We start from the raw sequence: 21,681 nt of genomic DNA, 5'->3' as shown, positions 1-21,681 counted from the left end.
GCTTCGCCCCGCTCGCCAATACCTATGACCGGGATCGCATCAACTTTGTCCTGAGTGTGGATAAACGGCTGGCGGGCCGGTACCGTCTCACAGGTTCATCACAGGTACTGCTCCGTCAAACCCTTACCACGGTGGGGAGTTCCGCATGGGCGCACTGGACAGACGTGGCTTCAACCGGCGGGTGCTGCTCGGTGGCGCGGCGGTCGCGACATCGTTGTCACTCGCACCGGAGGCGCACAGTGACGCAGGTCCGGCGCTCGCGCCCCCGGGCGGCGAGGTCAGGCGGATCAAGCTGTACGCCGAGCGGCTCCCCGACGGGCAGATGGGCTACGGCTTTGAGAAGGGCAGGGCGACCGTCCCCGGACCGCTCATCGAGCTCAACGAGGGCGACACCCTGCACATCGACTTCGAGAACACCATGGACGTCCGGGCGAGCCTGCACGTCCACGGCCTGGACTACGAAGTCTCCAGCGACGGAACGGCGTTGAACCACAGCGACGTCGAGCCGGGCGGCACCCGCACCTACACCTGGCGCACTCATCTGCCGGGCCGCCGCAGCGACGGCACCTGGCGGGCGGGCAGCGCGGGCTACTGGCACTACCACGACCACGTGGTCGGCACGGAGCACGGCACCGGCGGCATCCGCAAGGGCCTCTACGGCCCGGTGGTCGTCCGCCGCAAGGGCGATGTCCTCCCGGACGCCACCCACACGATCGTCTTCAACGACATGCTCATCAACAACAAGCCCGCGCACTCGGGGCCCGACTTCGAGGCCACGGTGGGCGACCGGGTCGAGTTCGTGATGATCACGCACGGCGAGTACTACCACACCTTCCATATGCACGGTCACCGCTGGGCGGACAACCGCACCGGCATGCTCACCGGCCCCGACGACCCGAGCCAGGTCATCGACAACAAGATCGTGGGACCGGCGGACTCCTTCGGCTTCCAGGTGATCGCGGGGGAGGGGGTCGGGGCGGGCGCGTGGATGTACCACTGCCACGTCCAGAGCCACTCCGACATGGGCATGGTCGGACTGTTCCTGGTGAAGAAGACGGACGGCACGATCCCCGGCTACGAGCCGCACGAGCACACCGGGCAGCGGGCCGAGCACCACCACTGACCGATCATGGGCGGGTGACCCTACTTCTCACTCGCACGGATCTGGAGACGGTGCTGGATCCGGCGACCTGCCTCGACGCCCTGCGGGACGGCTTCAGCACCGCGGACAGCGTGCCGATCGCGGGGCAACGGGTGCGCACGGACCTCCCGTTCCCCGGCACGGCGACCGTGCTGATCCCGGGCCTGCTGCCCCGCGTTCCCGCCTACACGGTGAAGGTCAACGCCAAGTTCCCCGGTGCCCGGCCCGCCCTGCGCGGGGTGATCTGCCTGCACAGCGGCACCGACGGCGAACTGCTGGCGCTGCTGGACTCGGCGACCGTCACGGCGTGGCGGACGGGGCTCGCGGCGGCCCTGGGCACCCATCTGCTGGCCGGACAGGGCGAAGCCGTCGGAGTGATCGGGGCGGGCGCACAGGCCGAGCTGATGGTGCAGGGCCTTGCGGCGCTACGGCCCCGCGGAGCCCTCGTCGTCCACGACACGTCCGCCGACCGGGCCGCCGAGTTCGCCGCGCGGCACGGGGGCCGGGTGCTGTCCTCCGCCGCGGAGGTGGCCGGGGCCGCCGGCATCGTCCTGACGGCGACCTGGTCCCGGGAACCGCTGCTGCACCTGGACGACACCGGGCCGGGCCGGCACGTCACCAGCCTGGGCGTGGACGAGCCGGGCAAGGCGGAACTGGCACCCGATCTGCTGGACGCGGCCCTCCTGGTCGTGGACGACCGCGAACTGGCCGCCGGGGTCGGTGTGTTGAGGGAGGCCGATGCGACCCTGGGTGAGGTCGTGCGCGGTGAGCATCCCGGCCGGACCGCCGACACGGACCTCACGGTCTACGCCCCCGTCGGCATGCCCTGGCAGGACCTCGCGCTGGCCTGGACGGCGTACGGGCGCGCCCAGCAGGAGGGGGTCGGCCACCGGGTGGACCTGCTGGCCTGAAGCCTGTTGCGGAGGGGACCGGCCCGGCTCGTGGCGAGAGCGCTCTCAATGGAGTCCTCCCGCAGGGCTATCCTGATCGGCACCCCGCCGACGAGGAGCCCGAAGTGAACGACACCGCGCCACGTCCCACTCTGGAGGCCGTGGCCGCCCGGGCCGGGGTCTCGCGGGCCACGGTGTCCCGGGTGGTGAACGGCGGCGACGGGGTCAGGGAGCCGCTCGTCGAACGGGTGCGCAGGGCCGTCGAGGAACTCGGTTACGTGCCCAACCAGGCGGCCCGAAGCCTCGTCACCCGGCGGCACCACGCCGTCGCGGTCGTCGTCGCCGAACCGGAGAGCCGGGTCTTCGCCGACCCCTTCTTCGCCCTGCAGCTCAGAGGGATCAGCAAGGAGCTGACTTCCCACGACAACCAGCTCGTCCTGCTGCTCACCGAGGGCCGTGACGACCACGCGCGCGTGGCGCGCTACCTGGCCGGCGGGCACGTCGACGGCGCGCTCGTCTTCTCCCTCCACCTCGACGACCCGCTGCCCGGGCTGATCCAACGGGCCGGTGTCCCCACGGTGTTCGGCGGGCGCCCCGGCTGGAGCGACGGCACGGCGGACGTCGTCTACGTCGACAGCGACAACCGCGGCGGCGCCCGGGACGCCGTACGGCATCTGCTCGGCCTCGGCCGCACCCGCGTGGCCCACATCACCGGCGCCCTCGACCAGACCTCCGCGGTGGACCGGCTAGACGGCTACCGGGACGTCATGGGGGACGCCGGCCAGGATCTCGTCGCGCCGGGCGACTTCACCCCGGCCGGCGGGGAGCGGGCGATGCGGCAGCTCCTCGACCGGTGCCCCGGCCTGGACGCGGTGTTCGCCGCCAACGACCTCACCGCCTCCGGCGCCCTGCGCGTGCTGCGCGAACGCGGGCGCCGGGTGCCCGAGGACGTGGCCCTGATCGGCTTCGACGACATGCTGCCGGTCGCCGAGCAGACCGATCCGCCCCTGACCACGGTGCGTCAGGACATAGAGGAGATGGGGCGGTTGATGGCCCGCCTGCTGCTGAGAGGTCTCGACCCCTCACCGGCAACCGCACCTGCGGGCGCGGCACCGGCGGGCGCCGCACCGGCCGGTGTCGTGCTCCCGACCACGCTGGTGCGGCGCGCCTCGGCGTGAGATGTGGTGTGACCCCTAGGAGGACGTCTGCGGCTCGCTCTTGATCACTGCGAAGCGGGCGCCGTAGGGGTCGGCCAGCTTGGCGATCCTGCCGACACCCGGCACGGTCGTGGCCGGCAGCCGGACGCTGCCGCCCAGCTCCTGTGCCTTCGCGACCGTCGCGTCCGTGTCCACGACCTCGAAGTACGGCATCCAGTACGCCCCGTCCCGGGCCTCCAGAGGGTCGTCGACGAGCGGGACGATACCGCCGAACATGCTGTCCTCGCTCTGGCCGTCAGGCAGGACCGTCGTGTAGGTGCCGCCGGGGAACTCGACCGCGTAGGTCTCCAGACCGAGCGCCGCGCGGTAGAAGTAGGCGGCCATCGGCAGGTCGGCGGTGTACAGCTCGACCCAGCACAGGGTGCCGGGCACCTGGGTGATGTCCAGGCCCTTGTTCCGGCCGGGCTGCCAGATGCCGAAAGGCACACCGGCCTTGTCGGCGAGGATCGCCATGCGGCCCTGGTCCATCACGTCCATGGGCGGCATCAGCACCGAGCCGTGCGCCTCCTCGGCCGCCTTCGCGGTGGCGTCCGCGTCCGGGGTCTGGAAGTACACGGTCCAGGAGGGCGGCCCCTGGTCCGGGGCGGTCTGCATACCGCCGGCCGCGGTCCGGCCGTCGAGCTGGAAGAAGCCGTACCCGCCGGCCTCGGGCGGGCCCGGCCGGAACTCCCAGCCGAACAGCCCGCCGTAGAAGGACGTGGCACCGTCGATGTCCGGGGTGCCGAGGTCGAGCCAGTTCGGAGCGCCGGTGACATAACGGGTCGTGAGCATCATTGCCCTCCTCTGACGGGGTCCCGTTGCCTGCACTGCCGAGTCTGGCACCGCCCACTGACAATCGCCGCCGGGATGCCGGGACGGGCCGGGTCCGAAGCGAACCGGTCCAGCGCGCCGCCGTGCGTCCGGGGGCCGGGGCGAGGAGCATCGAGGCGGCCCGCGGCCATGAACGGCGTCGTTGATCCCGCGTTGATCGAACGTTTTTCGCTGTCCGGCACGATCTCGGCCATGCACACAGACACCATCAGCCCGGGCGGCCTCGACTGGCAGACGCAGGCGCTGTGCGCGCAGACCGGGGCGGATTTCTTCTTTCCGGAGCCGGGCAGCTCGGTACGGGAGGCGAAGCGCATCTGCGGCATGTGCGAGATGCGCCCGGCCTGCCTCGAGTACGCCCTGGCCAACGACGAGCGCTTCGGCGTCTGGGGAGGCCTCTCCGAGAAGGAGCGGCTCGACATCAGGCGGCTGGAAAACCGATGAGCCGACCGGCGGGCAGTACGGCTAGGATCCCGGAGCGCACCCGGGCGTAGCGCAGAGGCAGGCGCACCGCCTTGCTCAGGCGAAACACGTCGGTTCGAATCCGACCCCCGGGCTGCGTCCGCGGGGCCCTGTAGAGCAGAGGCAGACTCGCCGCCCTCTCAAGGCGGATACGCCGGTTCGAATCCGGCCGGGGCCCATGGCACAGGGGTCGGTAGCGCAGAGGCAGGCGCGCCTTCATGGCATGAAGGGAACGTCGGTTCGAATCCGACCCGGCCCACGGCAGGACACCAACGGGGCGGGGGCGCAGGGACATGATCGACGAGGACGAGCTGGCCGCCTTCCACCGCACGGTCGGCAGACTGCGCGAGCTGCCCGTCGACGACCCGGTACGGCTCCGCGCCGAGCAGGTCGCCGCGTCCTTCGCCCGCGACGGACGGCTGCGGCGGCGCAAGGCGCGCGGCGCCGAGACGGCCGCCGCCGACGCCACCGCCATGGCGGCCACCGCGACCGGTGCCCCCGACCGGCGCGAGGACGCGCCGCTGGCCCTCTCCGGCGACGCGGGCGTCTTCCACAAGCCGCGCAGTTGCTATGTCTGCAAGACGTCCTATCGACAGGTCGACGCCTTCTACCACCGCCTCTGCCCCCGCTGCGCCGCCGACAACACCGCCCGTCGCCGTCTGAGCACCGACCTCGCGGGCCGCCGCGCGCTGCTCACCGGCGGGCGCGTGAAGATCGGCTTCCAGCTGGCCCTGATGATGCTCCGGGACGGCGCCGAACTGCTCGTGACCAGCCGCTTCCCGCACGACACCGTGCGTCGCTTCCGGGCCGAGCCGGGCAGCGCGCGCTGGCTCGACCGGCTCACCGTGATCGCCGTCGACCTGCGCGACCCGCGCCAGGTGCTCGGACTGTGCGAGGAACTGTGCCGGGAGGGCCGCCCCCTGGACATCCTCGTCAACAACGCCGCGCAGACGGTACGCCGACCGCCCGAGTCGTACGCCCTCCTCGCCGCCGGGGAGCGGGACGCGCTGCCCGAAGGGGCGCGACGGGCACCCGGCTTCACCTCGACGCGCATGCTGGAGAGCGGCGCGGCCGCCCTGCCCGTCGCGCTGCGCGAGGCCGACGAGGCCGGGCTGCTGCCCGACCCGTCCCCGGAGAACTCCTGGTCGGCCCGGCTCGGCGCGCTCGACCCGGCCGAGGTCCTGGAGACCCAGCTCGTCAACGCGCTCGCCCCGGCGCTCCTCTGCGACCGTCTGCTGCCCCTGCTGCTCGCCTCCCCGCACCCGCGCCGGTACGTCGTCAACGTGACCGCCGTGGAGGGACGGTTCGCCGTCCGCAACAAGATGCCCGGACACCCGCACACCAACATGGCCAAGGCCGCCCTCAACATGCTCACCCGCACGAGCGCCGCCGAACTCGCCGTGCGGGGAGTGCACATGTGCGCCGTCGACACCGGCTGGATCACCGACGAGAACCCGGCGCCGAAGAAGGAGCGGATGGCCCGCGCCGGGTTCCGCACGCCGCTGGACATCGTGGACGGGGCGGCACGGGTGTACGACCCCATCGTGCGCGGCGAGGCGGGCGACCCCGTGTCGGGCGTGTTCCTGAAGGACTACCAGGAGGCGGAGTGGTGAGCGCGGACGCCGGGGGACCCTTCGCGGGAGTACCGCACGGACCCTTCGCGGGAGTACCGCATGTCGTGCCACGGCCGGTCGCCGAACTCGCCCCGCTGCTCGACTGGTTGCGGTCCGGCCGCCCGGCGGGGGAGCGGCTCGACTTCGTGGCGGGTACGGCGCTGCCCGACGGCCGCCTCGACCTGTGCAAGCAGTCCCTGGGCGCCGAGGGTGCCGCGCTGGTCGCCGACGCGCTGTCCCAGGGGCCTTCCCCGGTACGGCACCTGCTGCTGGGGACCGACGCGCTGGGCGACGACGGAGCCGCCGCGGTGGCCGGGGCGGGCACCGCCGTCGAGACGCTGTACCTCGGCTGCAACGGCGTCACCGAGGGCGGCGCCTGCCGGATCGCCGACCAGTTGCGGGCCTCGCCGCAGGTCGTCACGGGGGTCTGGCTCAAGCGCAACCCGCTCGGCGGCGGAGGCGGCCGGGCGGCCGCCGAACTCATCGACGCCGCACGCTCGTTGCGGACCCTGGACCTCGTCCAGACCGGACTCGACGCCACCGGGGCCGCCGTCCTCGCCGACGCGCTGTCGGCCGCGGCGGACAACGGCCGACGGATCGAGCGGCTGTTCGTCGGCGGCAACCCGCTGGGCGAGGCGGGGGCGGGAGCGCTCGCCGAGGTGATCGCGTCGGGCGCGGTCGGCGAACTGTACGTGTCCGCGGCCGGGTTGAGCGATGCCGGCGCTCTCCGGCTCGCGGTCGCGCTGGAACGGGCGCCGCACGGCCGGCTCACCCGTCTGTCCGTCGCGAGCAACGGCATCGGCCCCTCGGCGGCGGCCCGGCTGGTCGCCGCGGCGACGGCAGCAGGCGTGGAGTTGCTGGACCTCGGCCGGGTACGGGCGGCGGCCGTGCTCGGCGCTCAGGACAACCACGTGGACCTGACGGCCGCCGAGACGATCGCGGACGTCCTCGCCAGTACCGCCGGACACCGGCTCACCCACCTCGTCCTCACCCACACCGGCCTGCGCAGCCGCGAGGCCCACCGTCTCCTGGACACCGCACCGCGCGCCACCACGGCCACCCGCTTCGTCCTGGGCGAGGGCATCGCCGCCAGCGTCAAACGCCGTCTCGCCGCCCACAGCGCCCACCTCCCGCCCCCGTCGGTACCGGCGGACGTGGCGGCCGTACGCAGCGTGCACCGGACCCCGCCGACGCAGGCCGCCGACTGACGACCGGCAGCCGGCGGTGGGCCCACGCCCGATCACCGGGCCATCGCCATGAACACCTCCGTCCAGAAGCGCTGTTGCTGCGCCGACGCGCCCACCAGGTAGGTCGCCCGCAGCTTCGCCGGCAGCAGGGCGACCAGGCGGGTCACGGCCGCGCGGTGCTTGCGCAGCTGGGACAGCTCCGCGTTGGCGAGGATCTGGTGGACGGTGTCGCTGTCGTCACCGCCCTCCGAGGAGTGGCCGGCGGCGCGGCGCAGCCGGGCCTCCCAGGCGTCGAGGTCCCGCGCCAGCTCGCGCAGACCGGTGACCGGGCGGCCCCGGAAGCGGTCGATCAGCGCGGTGAGCGGGACGGGCGCGTACTCGCCGTCGCCTAGATAGACGGTGCCCATCTCCAGCGGCAGCCCGCGCCGGTGCAGCTTGATCAGCCGCTCCAGCGTCCGCTTGGTGATCCAGGCCCGTCCCTCGTCGTCGATGTCGTGCTTCCACCACTCCAGGACGGTCTCGGCGTCCGGGCCGTACCGGGCCAGCAGCCACTCGTTGGCCGGTATGTCCCCGGGCTCGACCTGGAGCGAGGCCGTGAACCGGGTCGCCTGCGCGATGTTGTTCCGGGACACGAGCATCTTGCGGCCCAGATGGTACGGCGGGTTCTGCACCGCGACCTGTGCCCGCAGGTTCTCGATCCGCCGCCCCGCCAGCGACCACTCCTGTGTGATCTCCATGAGCTTGGCGAACGCGGCCTTGTCCTTGGGCCGGTTGTACTCGTCCCACACGATCGCCTTGGGCTCGGGCCCGGTGAACTTCGCCGCCAGCAGGTTGTCGAGGGTGCCGTCGGCGGACGGGATCGGAGCGCACAGGTCCTCGACGTTCGTCACCGGCAGCGAGAAGTACAGCGGCTCCCGGCCCAGGGCCGCCCGCACGGTCTCGCGCACCAGCTCCGTCTTTCCGCAGCCCGGCGGGCCCTGGAGCAGCACCGTCCAGCGGCCCCGCAGCGCGGCCCGCAGCACCTGCCGGACCGGGTCGGGGATCGTCGAGGGGTTGGACACGCCGAGGAGCGCGGCGATCCGGTCCAGGATCTCGGCGGTGCGGTTCTGTCCCGGCCTGCCGTCCGGACCCGGCTCGGCCAGCCGCAGCCGCTCCCCGTCGACCAACGGCAGCCCCCAGCGCAGCGGAAAGCCCTCCCGAGCGTTCGCCAGCACATGGTCCAGGGTGCGCGGGGACAGCAGTTCGCGCAGGGCGGGGGAGAGCGACGCCCACAGCGAGAACACCGGAGTCAGGTCCCACGGGCGGTACTTGGCGGCCAGGTGCCGCCGCCACGCGGTGTCGTTCGCCGTGATCCGCAACGTCACCATGCGGTCGAGGAGCGCCAGGTCGCTGCGGCGGGCCGAGGTCTCGGCCAGCGACTCGTTGTCCGTGAGGAAGACGCCGACGCAGCCCAGCGCCCGCAGGTCGTGCTCCCCGAGCGTCCAGTTGCAGGCGATCTGCATCAGCTGCGACTGGATCGTCTCGCCCGCCTGGAGGGAGTCGTCGATGAGCAGCACGAACGGCCGTCCCGGCTTCAGCTGGCTCATCACCAGCTGGCGCAGGACCAGTTCACCGGTGTGCGGGTCGCGCACGGGTGCGTTGACCAGCAGGTCGTCCGGCGTCAGGTTGGCCGCCGGGACGTACACCAGTGTGGCGTCCGGGTGGGCCCGGCCGATGTGCGAGAAGAACGTCGCCGTCTTGCCGATGCCGTGCTCGCCGAAGATCTGCCCCGTCTGCCCCATGTCGATCATCGCGTCGATGAACGACTCGAGGCGCGATGTCGTCAACTGCTCGGTGTCCGTGGTCATTTACCGTGATCCTGTGGTGACGCGATGGCAGTCCATCGCCGGTGTGTGGGTCTCGGGCCATTCGCTGCCGCCCTCCGTGATCAGCCAGATCCATTTGTCCGGCTCGGCGGGCGTGACGGGCGGGGCGTATCCGTCGGTGAGCACCACGACGGCGTCGGGGGTGACGTCGCAACGCCGCCCGCCGACCTCCGTACGGCCCTCCACGTAGTCGGCGACGACCTGGAAGCTGGTGCCGCCACCGCCGTAGACCCGCTCGCCCGGCTTGAACGGCATCACCACGGCGTCGAAGGAGAGCCAGTGCGCCTCGACCCCGTCGATCCGGCCCACCAGCCGGGTGAGCCACCGGATCACGTGGTCCGGCATGGAGCCCGAGGTGTCGTACGCGACGACGAGCACCTTCTCCCGTACCGGACCGCGCCGCGAGAGCATCGGGTCCTGGCCCAGGGCGGCGAGCAGCGCTCCCCGCTTCTTCGGGTACACCAGCCGCTCGCCGTCGCGCAGTCTGGAGCCGAGCACGTCGACCAGCCAGCGCTGCCACCAGTCGACCGTACGCGTGCGCGTGGTCTCGCCGCGCAGGGCGCCCGCGCCCAGGCTGCCCCAGATCCGCGCGGCCCGGGCGTTGCCGTCCTCGGTGCGGTCCATCAGGTCGAGCAGCTCCCGCTCCGCGCCCGCGTGCCCCCGCCGGGCCGCCAGCAGGGAGTTCAGCAGCGCCGAGGAGGTCACCGCGTCGACGGTCTCCTGGTCGGCCGGGACGCCTCCGTCCCGCAGGTGCACGCACAGCCGCCGCTCCGGGACGGGCGGCCTGTGCATGCGCTTCAGCTCGCCGTACACCCGCATGTCCGTCTCGGTGAACACCTCGTAGGGCACCGGCTCCAGTCCGTGTGCCGTCAGGTCCCGGACGTAGACGTCGTGGACCTCGCGCGGGTCGACCCCCGTGGGGCGGCCGGCCAGCAGGGGCAGCCTCGTGCGGCCCAGCCGGACCAGCGCCACATGGTTGACGGACACCTCGCAGGCCAGCTCGAACACCGGGTCGGCGCGCAGCTCCGGGTCGGTGAACAGATGCCGGTGCACGAGGTGCCGCGCCTCGTGGAACAGCACGAACTTGACGCCGTCCAGGCCGAGGCCGACGAAGAAGTCCGGGTTGTAGAGCAGCAGGCAGGAGCCGTCGCCCGAGGCCACCACGGCCGCGGTGTCGATCGCGGTCGTGGGGATCTGGTGGTGGCACTTGGCGTACAGCCAGGACGCCACCGCCGACTCGGTGAGCCCGAAGTCCAGCAGCGCGGCCTCCTTCAGCCGCCGCGCCTCCTCGACCACCCCCGCGTCCGCCGGGCGGTACCGCTCCAGCGCCCGGCGGTCGGCCAGGTCGACCACCGGGACACGCCGCCCCCGCTCTCCGTACGCCATGCCGAGCCCCCCGTACCGAATTCCCCCGTGCCTCATTGGTAGCAGCGCCCACTGACAACGGGCCAGCGCATTACGGCCACCGGCGTCGGACCCGCGCACTAGGCTCGGGGACCAAGGGCGGGGCCGTAGCGCAGAGGCAGTCGCACCGGTCTCCAAAACTGGATCACGCTGGTTCGAATCCAGCCGCCCCGCCCCCCTTGCCCGGCAGGGTCAGGCGATCGCGCCCGCCGTCATGATCAGCTCCGGCGCGGTCCCGTGGAAGGTGTCCAGGAGCTGCGCGAGCACCGCCCAGGCCTCCTCGCGGTCGCCCAGGTGCTCGCGCACCAGGGGGCGCAGGGCGTTCTCGGCGTCGCGTACGCGCGCGGGGAACAGCGCGGGGCCCAGGGACAGCACGTTCAGCACCTGCGCGGCGGGTCCGTGCGCGGTCGCGTACTCGCCGGACCCGGCCAGGACTCCTGCCTTGCGGACGCGGTGGGTGAACTTGGGGTGGCTGCCGAACTGCGCGCGCAGCGCGGGCGGGCAGTCGGGGCGTACGGACAGGGCCCAGCGGGCGTAGCCGGGCAGGGGCCGCTCGCGGTCGGCCGCGGTGACCGTCCGCCAGTCGTCGGGTCCCAGCACCATGGAAGCGGCGTTTCTGGCCGGCTCCATGGCGGTCGCGGCCCGCAGCGCGCCGACGAGTCCCAGCGCCACGACGGGGTGCGGCACCGGAGGTTCCACCGCGTGCTTGCGCAGGACGGTGTCCACGCGCAGGGGGCCCGCGCGGCCGGGGCCGAACGGCATGCCCCGCAGCACCGCCCGCCGCATCGGCTCGTCCGCTGAACGGTGTCCGTACACCGCCGCGTTGAGCTCGGGGTCGTCCTCCTCCAGGATCCACACCAGCACGGAGGACGGGACCGGGGTCAGCTTCAGGGCCGCCTGCGCGGCCCCGCGCCGGTTGCCGCCCGGCCGCGGCGCGCCGATCCGCCGCCGTATCCGTACGGCGGAGTCGGCGCCGATCAGGTCCAGCAGGAAGCCGACGGCCCGCTGATCCGTGCTGCTGTCACGCATGACCGCATGATGTCGCAGGCGACGCGCGCCCCGCACCGGAAATACGGGGGGCCGGTGGCTCATGTCGTGGCCGGCCACGTCCAGCCACCGCGCGCCGGGCGTCGGCACAGACGCCACGGCCGACCAGGCGGTCCCGGACGTGGACCTGACGGTCACCCTGGCGGGCGTTATCAAGGCCCCCTGCCGGGTGGTCTGGACGGTCGGGGAACACCGCCGCGCGGGCTGGGCCTACGGCACCCTTGCCGGCGGCCTTCCGGAAGACGTCGTGGCCCTCGCCCATGCGCGTGCGGACGTGCAGGGGACGGAAGCCGGGCCGGCAAGGCCGGCACCGGATGCCCAACGGGTGGCCGGGGCGGTGTCAGGCCCCCGCGCGGGCCGCCATCCGCGCCTTGCGCGCCGCGAGCTTCTCGTCGAACTTGAGGGCCTCGGCGTCCAGTCCGCCCATGAACAGACCGAGTTCTTCCTGCGCCTGCTGCCCCTCGGGGCCGAGGCCGTCGATCTCCATGACCTTCAGGAAGCGCAGCACGGGCTGGAGCACGTCGTCGTGGTGGATGCGCATGTTGTAGATCTCGCCGATCGCCATCTGCGCGGCGGCCCGCTCGAAGCCGGGCATGCCGTGACCGGGCATCCGGAAGTTCACGATGACGTCGCGCACCGCCATCATCGTCAGGTCGGGCGCCAGCTCGAAGGCCGCCTTGAGCAGGTTCCGGTAGAAGACCATGTGCAGGTTCTCGTCGGTCGCGATGCGCGCCAGCATGCGGTCGCAGACCGGGTCCCCGGACTGGTGGCCGGTGTTGCGGTGCGAGACACGGGTCGCGAGCTCCTGGAAGGCCACGTAGGCGACCGAGTGCAGCATCGAGTGGCGGTTGTCCGACTCGAAGCCCTCGCTCATGTGGGCCATCCGGAACTGCTCCAGCTTGTCCGGGTCCACCGCGCGGGAGGTGAGCAGGTAGTCGCGCATCACGATGCCGTGCCGGCCCTCCTCGGCGGTCCAGCGGTGCACCCAGGTGCCCCAGGCGCCGTCCCGGCCGAAGAGCGAGGCGATCTCGTGGTGGTAGCTGGGCAGGTTGTCCTCGGTGAGGAGGTTCACCACCAGGGCGATCCGGCCGATCTCGGTGACCTTGGACTGCTCCTTGCCCCAGGCCTCGCCGTCCTCGAAGAAACCGGGGAAGTTGCGGCCGTCGCTCCACGGCACGTACTCGTGCGGCATCCAGTCCTTGGTGACCTTCAGATGCCGGTTGAGCTCCGTCTCGACCACTTCCTCCAGCGCGTACAGCAGCCGCGCGTCGGTCCAGGCGGAGGACGGGCTGCCGAGATGAGGGGAAGTGATCGTCACAGGTGCTCCAGGGGGACACGGCGAATACGTCTGGGAGCCGGCGAGCGGTGCCGGGAACCTACGGAATCGTAGGCTACGAAACCGTAGGTTACGAGACCGTAGGTTAAGGATGCCGTAAAGATCCCTGATCAGCAGTGTTCCCCGGTCATGACAAGGTGCTCCGGGAAGCGCAGGTCCGGGGCCGTCCGGGTGAGACTCTCACCCGATCAGACGTACAGGTCCCGCAGTCGGACCGAGAGGCATGTCACACATCCTTCGAGCTTCTCGAACTCGCTGATGTCCACCACCACGGGCTCGAAGCCGAGGTCGGTGAACAGGTCCGCGGTCTTCGGCGCGCTCGCCGCCATGAGCAGCTTGGGGCCGCCGAGCAGGACGACATGGGAGCCGGCCTCCTCGGGCACGGACAGGAAGCGCGGGAAGAGCGAGGGCCGGTCCACCTTCGGGATGTGGCCGATGACGGTCCCGTCGGGCAGCGCTGTGACCGCCGACTTCAGATGCAGCACCTTGCTCACCGGTACGACGACCACCTGGGCCCCGAGCGGCTCGAAGGCGGCCCGCAGCTGCTGGACGCCGGCCGCGTTGGTGCGCCCGCCGCGGCCGACGTAGATCGTGTCGCCGACCTTGAGGACGTCACCGCCGTCCAGGGTGCCCGGCTCCCAGATCCAGTTCACCGAGCAGCCGAGGCGGGCCACGGCCTCCTCGACGCCGACCGTCTCCTCGCGCCGGGACTCGGCGCCCGAGCGGGCGATCAGGGCGACGTTCTTGTACACGACCACCGTGTCCTCCACGAACACCGAGTCCGGGCAGTCCTCCTCCGGGGCCACCTCCACGGTCTCCCAGCCGTGGGTGCGCAGGGCCTCGACGTACGCCTCCCACTGTTCGAGCGCGAGGCCGACGTCGACCTTCACCGGCTCGATGTGCGTCACCAGGCCTTCGGCGAGACGCGGACCGGGGCGGCGGACGAGGGCCTTCTTGCTGGGCACGAGGGAAACTCCGTATCGGCGGGACAGGGCGGCGCCCGTGACGGGCGCCGGTCAGCCATCATGCAGCGCCGGTCCGTGTCGACAAAACCCCCCTTGTCAGGCTGTGGCCCTCCTGAGACGCGCCAGGCCCACGCATCCCACCGCGCCGCACACGCGCGTGCCGCCTCATGGGCCTCCGGCAGCAGCTGCACGACCGTCCCCGTCGCCCGCCGGAGGCTCCGTCCGGCATCCCGGAAACCGTCGCGGACGCCACCGGAGCCCGCGGCGGGCGCCGCGCCGGAGACCGGGGGCGGTGCCCGACCGCGGGCTCCGGTGGTGGCGCTACGCCAGGGACTCCAGGTCGTCCGGAGTGATCTCGCGGAGTTCGCCGTCCAGCAGCAGCCAGCGTGTGATGCCGATGGACTCCAGGAACGGCAGGTCGTGGCTGGCCACCACCAGGGCGCCCTCGTACGACTCCAGGGCCGTGGTCAGCTGTCGCACGCTCGCCATGTCGAGGTTGTTCGTCGGCTCGTCGAGCATGAGCAGCTGGGGTGCCGGCTCGGCCAGCATCAGCGCCGCCAGGGCTGCCCGGAAGCGTTCGCCGCCGGACAGCGTGGACGCCTGCTGGTCGGCCCGCGCGCCCCGGAACAGGAAGCGGGCGAGACGGGCCCGCACCCGGTTGTTGGTGGCACCCGGCGCGAACCGGGCCACGTTCTCCGCGACCGACAGCTCACCGTCGAGGACGTCGAGCCGCTGGGGCAGGAAACGGAGCGGGACCTGGGCCGTCGCCTCGCCCGACACCGGCTCCAGCTCCCCGGCGATCGTGCGCAGCAGCGTCGTCTTGCCCGAACCGTTGCGCCCGATCAGCGCCACCCGCTCGGGTCCCCGCAGGTCGAGGCCGCCCTGCACCCGTGCGCCGTAGGCGAGTTCGAGGTCCATGAGGGTCAGCACCGTACGGCCCGGCGGCACGGCCGTGTACGGCAGGTCGACGCGGATCTCGTCGTCGTCCCGTACCGCCTCCACCGCCTCGTCGAGCCGTTTCTTCGCCTCCGAGAGCCGCTCCTCGTGCATGATGCGGTGCTTGCCGGCGGACTCCTGCGCCGCCCGCTTGCGCGCCCCCATGACGATCTTCGGCTCGCGCTTCTGCTCGAACATCTTCTGGCCGTACCGCCTGCGGCGGGCCAGCTTGACCTGCGCGTCGGCCAGTTCGCGCTTCTGCTTGCGGAAGTCGGACTCGGCGACCCGCACCATCCGCTCCGCCGCGTCCTGTTCGACGGCGAGGGCGTCCTCGTAGGCGGAGTGGTTCCCGCCGTACCAGGTGACCTCCCCGGCGCGCAGATCGGCGATCTGGTCGACCAGGTCGAGGAGTTCACGGTCGTGACTGACCACGACCATGACCCCCGGCCAGGAGGCGACGGCCGAGTACAGCCGCCTGCGGGCGTACAGGTCGAGGTTGTTGGTCGGTTCGTCGAGGAGCAGGACGTCCGGGCGGCGCAGCAGCAGTGCGGCCAGGCGCAGCAGCACCGACTCGCCGCCCGAGACCTCGCCGATCGTGCGGTCCAACCCGATGTGCCCGAGGCCGAGTTCGCCGAGGGTGACCAGGGCGCGCTCCTCGACGTCCCAGTCGTCGCCGACCGTCTCGAAGTGCTCCTCGGCCACGTCGCCGGCCTCGATGGCATGCAGGGCTGCGCGCCGCGCGGCGATGCCGAGCGCCTCGTCGACCTTGAGGCCGGTGTCCAGCGTGACGTTCTGCGGGAGGTAGCCCACCTCGCCCGCGACGCGTACGGCGCCGTCGGCCGGGGCGAGTTCACCGGCGATCAGCTTCAGCAGGGTTGATTTTCCTGACCCGTTGACGCCGACGAGGCCGGTGCGGCCGGGGCCGAAGGCGATGTCCAGGCCCTCGAAGACGGACGTGCCGTCGGGCCAGGCGAAAGCGAGCGAGGTGCCGGTGATGGAAGCAGACATACGAGTCTCCGCGGTTGCTCGAAGCGAGAAGGGGCAATCGCGTATCGAGACACCTGCGACCGGCGGGGGACGAGGGAAACCGGGGGGCGTGGAAGGGGCCCTGCTCGTCGGGAACGGCTCGTGTGCCGAGGTCGCACGCAGCGCACACACCTCAGGTGTGTGACACGGTGTCTCAGGACCTCAGACGAGCAACGTCCTTCTCCGATCGACGGCAACAGAAGCGTTCTACACCGTATGAGGCGGCCGCAGGGCTGTCAACGAATTAACCGAACCCACGCTCAGGAGGCCCCCGTGTCCGACGGCTCGCTCTCGCTGCCGGCCCGTCTCTACCTGCTGGCCTGGGACACCTCGAAGTCCGAGGCCACCGGTACCGCGCAGGTCCCTCAGCTGGTCCGGGCCGGTGCCCTCACCGAGCTCGCCCAGCGCGGTCTGCTCCTCGACGAGGACGGCATCGCGACCCCGGTCGACATGGACGCCGAGACCGGGGACCCCGTCCTGGACGGGCTCCTCGAACTGGTCCGGGAATCGCGTCCGCACCGGTGGCGCGGCTGGGTGACGCTGCACTCCCGGTTCACCCTGGACGCCGTACGGGAGCAGCTCACCGCGGGCGGATATCTGCGGGCCCGGAAGAAGCGGGCCCTCGGACTGTTCCCCACGGTCGACCACGACCTGGCACGACCGGCCGCGGTGGAGGCGCTCCAGGAGGAGGCGCGGGAGATCCTGCGCGGGCAGACCGCCGAACCGTCCGCCCGGGACGCGGCCCTCGGCGCTCTCGCGGCCGCCGCCGATCTGCGCACCCTGCTGCCGCGCAAGGACCGTCACGACGTCCACGTCGAGGAACTGATCGACCGCAGCGGGCCGGTGGCACCTGTGCTGCGCAAGCTCGTCCACGAGGTACGGGGAGCGGTGACGGCGGCGACGGTCGCCACGCGCGCGTGACGGGGGTTCGGGCGGTGCGGTGACGGCGACTCCACGTCTCCCCACGCAGCCCGTCCGGGACCGGCCGAGGGAGCCCACGGGCGCGGTCGGCAGGTTCGCCGCAGGAGGCGAGCAGGACCGCGGCCGGATCGTCCGGGGGGACGGGTACGGCTCTGCCGGCCGCCAGGGCCTCGTGGTCCAGGGAGTACCGGCGCAACGGCTGTCCGGGCCGGTGGGCACTGACGAAGACGGTGGCCTCGGCCGGCCCGTGGGACGGGCAGTGCACCTCTGCCGGCAGTCCTTGGCCGGCGAAGGCCGCGTGGAAGCGGTCGGCGGTTTCGGGCCGCACGGGTTCGCTGCCGTTGACGAGCACGGCGACCCGGTCCAGACCGAGGCCGGCCTTGTCCTCGTCGGAGACGACGCTCGCGCAGTGTCGGAAGGCGTCAGAACGCGTCGCGCATCAGTTCCGCGAGGTCGTGGTCGAGGTCGAGCTGGAGGTGCTCGAGACCGCTCGGCACGAGGTCGTTGGTCGCCTCGAGGAACCGGCGCAGCTCGCCCGTGCGGACATGCACGACGGCGGTGCCCTCGGGGGCGTGGAACTCGAGCACGGTGCGGTCGTAGCCGTACGGGCGCACCCGGACGTCGCCGTGGCCCTCGGGCTCGTCCAGACCCGTGGTGAGCAGGTCGCGGCTGAAGGTCCAGCAGACCTCGACGCCCTCCAGGGTGGCCGGGGCGGGGAAGGTCATACGGACGGCGAACGGGTCGCAGCGGTCGTAGTGCAGTGTGGCGGGAATGCTCGGCATCCGCGGTGCCGCGGCGACGAGACGGGCCTCTACGGGCTGCTCGATGACGGTGGACAACGCCTTGCTCCCTTGTGACGGCTGATGGGGCTCTAGGAGGGTGGGACGGGCAATGGAAGAGACGTCGGAATCGGCCGATCCGTGTACACGAGAATCGAGTGACCTCTGTCACCGTCGTCACGCCGTCGTGTGATCCCGCCCTTCTCCCGTGCCCCCGGAGACACTTGTGACACCTCGCGCACCGGTCGGCGTGCGGCCGAGGGCATGTGGACGGCGCCGGGAGCGTGCACTAGCTTCGCCCGCCATGAGGCGCATGGGGAACACGCGAGGCAAGAGACCTGTGGGACTGACCATCCGGACCGTCACCGCGGGCGCGGCCTGCGCGGCGGCGCTGGCCGCCGTGACCGCCGTACCGGCCCAGGCGTACGGCCCCGACGGCCGTACACCGCACTGGGAACTGAGGGACAGCGGCGCCCCCGGTGTGCGGTTCCGGGGCCTTTCGGCCGTCAGCCGGGACACCGCCTGGGTGGCCGGAACACAGGGCACGGTGCTGCGCACCACCGACGGCGGGGCGAGCTGGCGAAACGTCTCACCGGCGGGGGCGTCCGACCTCCAGTTCCGGGACGTCGAGGCCTTCGACGCGCGCAGGGCCGTGGTGCTGGCCATCGGTGAGGGCGAGGCGTCCCGGGTGTACCGGACCGAGGACGGCGGAGCGACCTGGACCGAGTCCTTCCGCAACACCGACGCCAACGCCTTCTACGACTGCCTCACCTTCTTCGACCGCCGCCACGGGCTGGCGATGAGCGACCCGGTGGACGGGAAGTTCCGCATCCTGTCGACGGCCGACGGCGGCCACTCCTGGAAGGTGCTGCCGAACAAGGGCATGCCGGCCGCGCTCGACGGCGAGGCGGGCTTCGCGGCGAGCGGTCAGTGCCTGGTGAGCTCGGGCCCGCGCGATGTCTGGCTGGCCACCGGCGGAGGCGCACGCGCGCGTGTACTGCACTCCGGCGACCGCGGCCTGACCTGGACGGCCTCCGACACCCCGATCCCCGGCGGTGCCGCGGCCAAGGGCGTCTTCGCCCTCGCCTTCCGGGACCGCGCGCACGGCCTCGCGGTCGGCGGCGACTACAACGCCGACCAGCCGTCCCCGCGCGCGGGCGCCCGCACCACCGACGTCGGCCGCTCCTGGCAGCCCGCGGCCACCCCACCGGCCGCCTACCGCTCCGGCGTCGCCTGGCTCCCGCACAGCCGCACCGCCGCCCTCGCGGTCGGCCCCACCGGCACCGACCTCACCACGGACGGCGGCCGGACCTGGCGGACCGTGGACACCGGCTCCTACGACACCGTGGACTGCACGGTCGACGGGGGCTGCTGGGCCTCGGGCGAGAAGGGACGGGTGGCCCGACTGGAGCACTGAGCGGCGGAATGCGGGTACCCGGTCGCCGACGGCGAAAGGAGTGATCCCCCATGCCGGCCGGTTCGAATTCCAAGCGCGAGCGCCAGTACGAACACATCAGGAAGAGTGCCGAGGACCGGGGCGAGAGCACCGGACGGGCCAAGGAGATCGCGGCCCGCACGGTCAACAAGGAACGCGCCCGCTCCGGTGAGTCCAAGACCGCGAGCCGCACCTCCACGCAGGACATGTCGTCCGGCGAGCGGGGCGGCCGGCGGTCCGGCAAGGGCTCCCAGGGCCCGACCTACGACCAGCTCTACGAGGAGGCCAGGCGCAGGGGCGTCAAGGGCCGTTCGGACATGAACAAGACCCAGCTCCAGCGGGCCCTCGGCAACAAGGGCTGACCTTGCGGAACCCCCGGCCTCCTCGGCCGGGGGTCTTCCGGTACGGCTCCGGCACCACCCTGCGCCGCCGAGCCGTACGCTCGTCCCCACCATGAAGACGATGGACATCCCCGCGGGCCGGCCCGCGACCGAGGAACAGGCCCGCGCGATCCAGGACGAGTTGAGGACGAGGACGATCCTCGACGAACCGGGCCCACCGCCCGGCACCGGACTTGTGACCGGCGTCGACGTGGCCTACGACGACGAGCGGGACGTGGTGGCGGCGGCTGCCGTGGTGCTGGACGCGGCGACCCTGGAGGTCGTGGCCGAGCGGACCGCCGTGGGCCGGATCTCCTTCCCGTACGTCCCCGGCCTGCTCGCCTTCCGCGAGATCCCCACCGTCCTCGCGGCCCTCGCCACCCTGCCCTGCCCGCCCGGCCTGGTCGTCTGCGACGGCTACGGCCTCGCCCACCCCCGCCGCTTCGGCCTCGCGAGCCACCTCGGCGTCCTCACCGGCCTGCCGACGATCGGCGTCGCCAAGAACCCGTTCACCTTCTCCTACGACGATCCCGGGCCCCGGCGCGGCGCGTGGACGCCGCTGCTGGCGGGCGACGAGGAGGTCGGCCGGGCCCTGCGCACCCGCGAGGCGGTGAAGCCGGTCTTCGTCTCGGTCGGCCACCGCGTGAGCCTCGACAACGCGTGCGCCCACACCCTCGCGCTCACCCCGGCCTACCGGCTCCCGGAGACCACCCGCAGGGCGGACGCGCTGTGCCGGCGGGCGCTGCGGGAGGCGACGTCCCGTCAGGGGGCCCGAGAGGGTGCCTAGTACGTCGCCTGAGTACGTCGTCTGAGTACGTCGTCTGAGTATCTGTACGGATGCGCGGGCCCCGGTGCGGTCGGCAGGCTGTCCCGCATGACGACGCACCGCATGACCCAGCGTTCCCCCAAGCCCCTCGCCGACCCCAACCGGCCCGTCGAGCGCGCCGTGACCGCCGCACTGGTCCTCGGCGTCCTCGCGGGGCTCGGCTGGATCGCCGGGATGATCTACACGGTGGCGGGCTGGTCCCTCTGAGGCCCTGCCACCCGGCCCGAGGCCGCCCGCACCGCCTGCGGCCCTCTCACTTGGCCGACGCCACCCGGAAGGTGATCCCGGCCGCCTGGAGCCGCTCGATCAGCGCGTCTCCCATCGCCACCGCCGTGGTGACCTGACCGGACGTCTTTGGCAGGTCGTCGAAGGCCAGGGACAGCGCGGACTCGGCGAACATCCTGGCCGTCTCGTCGTAGCCCGGGTCGCCGCCCCTGACCTCGGTGTACACCCGCCGGCCGCCGCCCTCGCCGACGAACCGCACCGAGAACCAGCTCTTCGCCCGCTTCTCCGGGCTCGGTCCGTCACCCGGCCTGACCCGGCCCGACAGCCAGCGCCGCGCCGGCGGCACCTGGGCCGCCGCGAACAGCGCGCCGACGGCCGCGACGCCGCCCACCGCGACCGGCAGTCGCCGTACGGCCGCGTAGTGCCGGTAGCGGAAGTCCGGGCCGTAACGCTCCAGCGCCTTCGCCGAACGCCGGACGATCTGCGCGTCGATGGTAGGCAACGGCAGGGCCCAGGCGCCGACCTCCGGGGCGTAGCGCGGGGTGCCGGCCGGTGCGGCGGCCCGCCGGCCCACCAGGCGCGGCTCGTGCCGGGCCCGGTCCCGGGCGGCGGCGATCATCTGCCGGCCGCGCCCGAACTGGTTGAGGGCCGAGGCGAAGGTCCCGCCGGAGAACATGGCGTCCGCGGTCACGAACCCGTCGACGGTGAGCGGCACGCCCTCCGGCAGCTGCCGGACCGTGAACCAGACCCCCAGGTCGTGGGGGACCGAGTCGAAGCCGGCCGCGTGCACCATCCGCGCGCCCGTCTCACGCGCGCGTGCGTCGTGCCGGACGTACATCAGGTCCACGAACTCCGGCTCCCCGCACAGGTCGAGATAGTCCGTACCCGCGTCCGCGCAGGCGGCGACGAGCTCCTCGCCGTACGTCAGATAGGGCCCCACCGTGGTGGCCACCACGCGCGCGTGCCCGGCGAGCGCGCGCAGCGAGTCCGGGTCGGACACGTCGGCGGTGAGGATCTCGGCCTCGGTGCCCGCGGGCAGCCGCTCGCGCAGCGCCCGCAACTTCTCCTCGCTGCGGCCGGCGATGGCCCAGCGCAGATCCTTCGGGCCGTGCGCGGCGAGGTACTCCGCGGTGAGCGTCCCCGCGAAGCTCGTCGCTCCGAAGAGCACGATGTCGTAGGGACGGTCCGACCTCTTCAGCCTGCTCATGACACTCCTGGA

The 21,681-nt window shown here is 72.5% G+C and carries 20 protein-coding genes, 4 tRNA genes and 1 pseudogene; 16 read left to right on the top strand and 9 right to left on the bottom strand.

Features of this window, described 5'->3' with window-relative positions; all coding sequences use genetic code 11:
• Positions 1-145: 145 nt before the first annotated feature.
• From H295_RS0111345 to H295_RS0111335, 3 genes are all read left to right on the top strand, one after another.
• Positions 146-1,123, top strand: a complete 978-nt coding sequence (locus tag H295_RS0111345; protein WP_020135478.1) for a multicopper oxidase domain-containing protein — start codon at positions 146-148, stop codon at positions 1,121-1,123.
• 14 nt (positions 1,124-1,137) lie between these two features.
• On the top strand, positions 1,138-2,052 hold the full coding sequence (locus tag H295_RS0111340; protein ID WP_028809261.1) for an ornithine cyclodeaminase family protein: 915 nt from the start codon (positions 1,138-1,140) through the stop codon (positions 2,050-2,052).
• Between the two features lie 104 nt (positions 2,053-2,156).
• Positions 2,157-3,209: a LacI family DNA-binding transcriptional regulator gene (locus H295_RS0111335; RefSeq protein WP_020135476.1), complete on the top strand. Its 1,053-nt coding sequence runs from the start codon at positions 2,157-2,159 to the stop codon at positions 3,207-3,209.
• Positions 3,210-3,224: 15 nt separating this feature from the next.
• Here H295_RS0111335 and H295_RS0111330 read toward each other — a convergent pair whose 3' ends face one another.
• Entirely contained in the window at positions 3,225-4,019 is a 795-nt protein-coding gene (locus H295_RS0111330) for a VOC family protein (protein WP_028809260.1), read from the bottom strand.
• A gap of 168 nt (positions 4,020-4,187) precedes the next feature.
• Here H295_RS0111330 and H295_RS0111325 point away from each other — a divergent pair, with 168 nt between their 5' ends.
• From H295_RS0111325 to H295_RS0111300, 6 genes are all read left to right on the top strand, one after another.
• Positions 4,188-4,499: a WhiB family transcriptional regulator gene (locus tag H295_RS0111325; RefSeq protein WP_020135474.1), complete on the top strand. Its 312-nt coding sequence runs from the start codon at positions 4,188-4,190 to the stop codon at positions 4,497-4,499.
• 39 nt (positions 4,500-4,538) lie between these two features.
• Positions 4,539-4,612: transfer RNA gene (locus H295_RS0111320), tRNA-Ser, on the top strand.
• Between the two features lie 11 nt (positions 4,613-4,623).
• Positions 4,624-4,695: transfer RNA gene (locus tag H295_RS0111315), tRNA-Glu, on the top strand.
• Positions 4,696-4,704: 9 nt separating this feature from the next.
• Positions 4,705-4,776: transfer RNA gene (locus H295_RS0111310), tRNA-Ala, on the top strand.
• A 34-nt stretch (positions 4,777-4,810) separates the two neighbouring features.
• A complete protein-coding gene (locus H295_RS0111305) occupies positions 4,811-6,130 on the top strand; it encodes an SDR family NAD(P)-dependent oxidoreductase (protein WP_020135473.1) in 1,320 nt (439 codons plus the stop codon).
• On the top strand, positions 6,127-7,338 hold the full coding sequence (locus H295_RS0111300; RefSeq protein WP_199788574.1) for a ribonuclease inhibitor: 1,212 nt from the start codon (positions 6,127-6,129) through the stop codon (positions 7,336-7,338). Before H295_RS0111305 ends, H295_RS0111300 begins: the two co-directional genes overlap by 4 nt.
• Before the next feature lie 32 nt (positions 7,339-7,370).
• On the opposite strand, the gene H295_RS0111295 is transcribed toward H295_RS0111300, so the two are convergent.
• Positions 7,371-9,164, bottom strand: a complete 1,794-nt coding sequence (locus tag H295_RS0111295; RefSeq protein ID WP_020135471.1) for an AAA family ATPase — start codon at positions 9,162-9,164, stop codon at positions 7,371-7,373.
• Positions 9,165-10,568: a DUF2201 family putative metallopeptidase gene (locus H295_RS0111290; protein ID WP_020135470.1), complete on the bottom strand. Its 1,404-nt coding sequence runs from the start codon at positions 10,566-10,568 to the stop codon at positions 9,165-9,167.
• Between the two features lie 117 nt (positions 10,569-10,685).
• On the opposite strand from H295_RS0111290, the gene H295_RS0111285 reads away from it, so the two are divergent.
• Positions 10,686-10,761 (top strand) — tRNA-Trp (locus H295_RS0111285).
• 17 nt (positions 10,762-10,778) lie between these two features.
• On the opposite strand, the gene H295_RS0111280 is transcribed toward H295_RS0111285, so the two are convergent.
• Positions 10,779-11,615, bottom strand: coding sequence for a hypothetical protein (locus H295_RS0111280; RefSeq protein ID WP_020135469.1), 837 nt, complete (start codon positions 11,613-11,615; stop codon positions 10,779-10,781).
• Between the two features lie 85 nt (positions 11,616-11,700).
• Between H295_RS0111280 and H295_RS45385 the strand changes: the two are divergent.
• Positions 11,701-11,862: pseudogene (locus H295_RS45385) on the top strand (DUF1990 family protein); the annotation flags it as partial.
• A 111-nt stretch (positions 11,863-11,973) separates the two neighbouring features.
• Here H295_RS45385 and H295_RS0111275 read toward each other — a convergent pair.
• The 3 genes from H295_RS0111275 to H295_RS0111265 all read right to left on the bottom strand — a co-directional run bounded on the left by H295_RS0111275 (position 11,974) and on the right by H295_RS0111265 (position 15,878).
• Positions 11,974-12,951, bottom strand: coding sequence for an acyl-ACP desaturase (locus tag H295_RS0111275; protein ID WP_020135468.1), 978 nt, complete (start codon positions 12,949-12,951; stop codon positions 11,974-11,976).
• Between the two features lie 206 nt (positions 12,952-13,157).
• On the bottom strand, positions 13,158-13,934 hold the full coding sequence (ddaH, locus tag H295_RS0111270; protein ID WP_020135467.1) for a dimethylargininase: 777 nt from the start codon (positions 13,932-13,934) through the stop codon (positions 13,158-13,160).
• 321 nt (positions 13,935-14,255) lie between these two features.
• A complete protein-coding gene (locus H295_RS0111265; protein ID WP_020135466.1) occupies positions 14,256-15,878 on the bottom strand; it encodes an ABC-F family ATP-binding cassette domain-containing protein in 1,623 nt (540 codons plus the stop codon).
• A gap of 291 nt (positions 15,879-16,169) precedes the next feature.
• Between H295_RS0111265 and H295_RS0111260 the strand changes: the two genes are divergently transcribed.
• Positions 16,170-16,817 carry a GOLPH3/VPS74 family protein gene (locus H295_RS0111260; protein ID WP_020135465.1) on the top strand — a complete coding sequence of 216 codons (648 nt, stop codon included), beginning with the start codon at positions 16,170-16,172 and terminating at the stop codon, positions 16,815-16,817.
• Positions 16,818-17,239: 422 nt separating this feature from the next.
• Here the strand turns inward: H295_RS0111260 and H295_RS0111255 are convergent, their stop codons facing one another.
• The gene (locus H295_RS0111255) at positions 17,240-17,656 is read right to left on the bottom strand and encodes an SsgA family sporulation/cell division regulator (protein ID WP_020135464.1); all 417 of its coding nucleotides are present in this window, start codon (positions 17,654-17,656) and stop codon (positions 17,240-17,242) included.
• Between the two features lie 253 nt (positions 17,657-17,909).
• Here H295_RS0111255 and H295_RS0111250 point away from each other — a divergent pair, with 253 nt between their 5' ends.
• The 4 genes from H295_RS0111250 to mmpA all read left to right on the top strand — a co-directional run bounded on the left by H295_RS0111250 (position 17,910) and on the right by mmpA (position 20,444).
• Positions 17,910-19,013: a WD40/YVTN/BNR-like repeat-containing protein gene (locus H295_RS0111250; RefSeq protein ID WP_051135533.1), complete on the top strand. Its 1,104-nt coding sequence runs from the start codon at positions 17,910-17,912 to the stop codon at positions 19,011-19,013.
• 50 nt (positions 19,014-19,063) lie between these two features.
• Complete coding sequence (locus tag H295_RS0111245; protein WP_020135462.1) at positions 19,064-19,393, top strand: hypothetical protein; 330 nt, start codon at positions 19,064-19,066, stop codon at positions 19,391-19,393.
• 91 nt (positions 19,394-19,484) lie between these two features.
• Positions 19,485-20,198 (top strand): endonuclease V, encoded by a 714-nt coding sequence (locus H295_RS0111240; RefSeq protein WP_028809258.1) that lies wholly within the window; start codon positions 19,485-19,487, stop codon positions 20,196-20,198.
• A gap of 87 nt (positions 20,199-20,285) precedes the next feature.
• Positions 20,286-20,444 (top strand): morphogenic membrane protein MmpA, encoded by a 159-nt coding sequence (gene mmpA, locus H295_RS47500; protein ID WP_167364504.1) that lies wholly within the window; start codon positions 20,286-20,288, stop codon positions 20,442-20,444.
• A gap of 46 nt (positions 20,445-20,490) precedes the next feature.
• Here the strand turns inward: mmpA and H295_RS0111230 are convergent, their stop codons facing one another.
• The gene (locus tag H295_RS0111230; RefSeq protein WP_020135459.1) at positions 20,491-21,669 is read right to left on the bottom strand and encodes a saccharopine dehydrogenase family protein; all 1,179 of its coding nucleotides are present in this window, start codon (positions 21,667-21,669) and stop codon (positions 20,491-20,493) included.
• Positions 21,670-21,681 lie beyond the last annotated feature (12 nt).

Origin of the sequence: Streptomyces sp. 351MFTsu5.1, assembly GCF_000383655.1 — a bacterium.
Lineage (GTDB): Bacteria > Actinomycetota > Actinomycetes > Streptomycetales > Streptomycetaceae > Streptomyces > Streptomyces griseorubiginosus.
The sequence above is the reverse complement of the archived record's forward strand: the minus strand, read 5'-3'. Positions and strand labels throughout refer to the sequence as shown.